Annotated in this window: 3 protein-coding genes; 1 reads left to right on the top strand and 2 read right to left on the bottom strand. The window is 40.2% G+C overall.

Annotation, left to right across the window (positions count from 1 at the left end):
• Together AABI99_RS18030 and rlmF are read right to left on the bottom strand one after the other, a co-directional pair.
• On the bottom strand, window positions 1–448 hold a 448-nt coding region (locus AABI99_RS18030; RefSeq protein ID WP_338367497.1), incomplete at its 3' end, for a beta-eliminating lyase-related protein.
• Between the two features lie 26 nt (window positions 449–474).
• Complete coding sequence (gene rlmF / locus AABI99_RS18025) at window positions 475–1,407, bottom strand: 23S rRNA (adenine(1618)-N(6))-methyltransferase RlmF (protein ID WP_338367496.1); 933 nt, start codon at window positions 1,405–1,407, stop codon at window positions 475–477.
• A gap of 128 nt (window positions 1,408–1,535) precedes the next feature.
• Between rlmF and AABI99_RS18020 the strand changes: the two genes are divergently transcribed.
• A complete protein-coding gene (locus AABI99_RS18020; protein WP_338367495.1) occupies window positions 1,536–2,438 on the top strand; it encodes an alpha/beta fold hydrolase in 903 nt (300 codons plus the stop codon).
• Window positions 2,439–2,517: the final 79 nt, after the last annotated feature.

The following is a 2,517-nucleotide window of genomic DNA, read 5'->3' as shown; positions in this document are numbered from 1 at the left end:
CTAAGTACTCAATCGGGAGCACTTTACCGCCAATGGTATTTTCAAGGCTAAGCAATCGAGTTTTAGCAAAGTGGCAATCATCGGGTTTTATTGCCGCAGCAATTTTAGTAAAAGGGATAGTACCATCAGCTTCGTTTTCGATAGGTTGTGGTTGAACAGACCCTAAAACGGCTGCACCGCCGCCTTCAAACTTATAATTATGCGCATTTTGTCCGCAGATATATTCATCTCCACGTTCGCAATGCGCCATTAACGCCAGCAAATTAGCTTGTGTACCAGAGCTACAATAAAGCGCAGCCTCAAACTTAAAACGTTCACACGCAAAGGCCTCTAATTGATTTACGCTAGGATCATCACCGTACACATCATCGCCTACTGGCGCGCTGTGCATGGCATCACGCATGGCTTTTGAAGGCTGTGTCACCGTATCTGATCGAAAATCTATCATTGTTGTAATTCCTTTATCAAAATTTATTATAACGATGCGCTTAAAGCTTGTTGTCGGGTGGCTTTATCAAAATAAGTCCAGGCAATAAAGCGGCTAACTTTTTGTCCTTGTGCCATGTCTATAATTTTATATTCGGCGATAGGCAGCGCTTTTAACTTATTTTCTAACACCTTGAGAGTTTCTTTTTTTGAAACAAGCGATGTAAACCAGATAACTTGCTCTGCAAATTGTTCGCTTTCGGTGATCATAGTACTGATAAACTGCGATTCACCCCCTTTACACCATAGCTCATTATTTTGCCCGCCAAAATTAAGGGTGTTTTTAGGGGATTTACCTAAGTTTCTCCACTTGCGCTGTGTGCCTTTATTCGCTTCGTCAGCACTTGCATGAAAGGGGGGATTACACAGGGTTAAATGAAATAAATCTTTTTGATTAATAATGCCTTTAAAAATAAAAGATGCGTTTTTTTGGTGTTTAATGGTTATTTTTAAGCCATTAAATTGAGTAATTTGCCTTGCTATTTTTATTGAGTTTGCATCGATATCGCTACCGGTAAAATGCCAGTTGTATTCGTGGCTGCCTGTAAGTGGATAAACTAAATTAGCACCGGTGCCAATATCAAGCGCTTTAATGTTACGCCCTGTGGGTATGTTTTGTTGGTTATCCGAGCTTAATAAATCGGCCAAGTAATGTATGTAATCTACTCGCCCGGGAATAGGGGGGCATAAGTTTTGCTCTGGAATATCCCAAAACTCAATATTATAGTGCGCTTTCAACAGAGCTTGATTCAGTGTTTTAACGGCTAGGTTATTGCTAAAATCTATACTTTTATTACCCGCGGGTGTTACCACTATAAAAGGCGCTAACGCATTATGTTTTTCGCATAACATATCTAAATTGTAACCATTTAAGTGCTGATTGCGTGGGTGTAACTTGTTGCTGTTTGATTTTGATTTCATAGCTTAAATTTAGCAATTTAATAATGATGCAAGTGTATCAAATGCATAGATCAAAAGTGTAACCATTTACTTTAGAATTAGTATTGTAACTGGTAGGATGAGTGTGTAAAAATAATTAAGGAAAATTTGTGGCAATCACTCAGCAATCACATTTTGTTCAACTAGCCGATCAGCAAACGTTACACCTACGCCGTATAGCCAACGATGAACAAGCTGGTCCGGTGGTTTTTTTAATGCATGGCGCGGTAGAAAACGGCAAAATTTTTTATACGCATAGTAATAAAGGGTTAGCGCCTTACTTGGCTGAGCAGGGCTATTGTTGCTATGTAGCAGACTTACGTGGGCGCGGAGAAAGTAAACCGCTTATAACTCGCCACTCAAAATATGGCCAAACAGAAGCCATAGTAGAAGATATTCCTGCTTTTATTAATTACATTGAACAACTTGAGACGAAAAAGCCCGATTATTGGGTCGCTCACTCATGGGGTGGGGTGTTAATGAATAGCGTGTTTGCACGCTTTCCTGAGTATTTAAAAGACGTGAAAGCCTGCGCTTATTTCGGCTCTAAACGCTCCTTATTTAACAATCACCCTAAAAAGTTACTGCAAGCGAATATTATTTGGTACTTCATGGCGCCGATATTAGCGAAAAAGCATGGTTATTTAAACGCTAAAGGCTATAAGTGGGGCAGCGATAATGAATCACAAAAGTCGCACTATCAAAGTATGCAATGGGCTAAAAAAAAGCCATGGGTTGATAGCGATGACGGCTTTGATTACGCAAGCGCGTTAGCTAAGCTGCATGTACCGCCTACGCTTCATGTTGGTGCAGTAAACGACAAAGCTCTTGCTCAGCCTATTGATATCAAAAAGTTTATAGCAGAGTCAGGCCCAGGTAAGCAAACCTTAAAAATTTATGGCAAACGCTATGGTCATGGCGTGGATTATGATCACATTAATATGCTTACCCATCCGCAGGCACGGAATGAGCAATTTAAAGATGTGGTGGACTGGTTTAATGAGCACAGTTAAGCTCTTAGGCTTATTCAAATTGTTTTAAAAGCGGTGCTTTATAGCGCTCCCAGTGTGCAATGGCCTGTGTATTAATTGG

This window comes from uncultured Pseudoalteromonas sp. (assembly GCF_963922945.1).
Taxonomy (GTDB): domain Bacteria; phylum Pseudomonadota; class Gammaproteobacteria; order Enterobacterales; family Alteromonadaceae; genus Pseudoalteromonas.
Note: the sequence above shows the minus strand (reverse complement) of the source record. Positions and strands in the feature narration are given on the sequence as shown.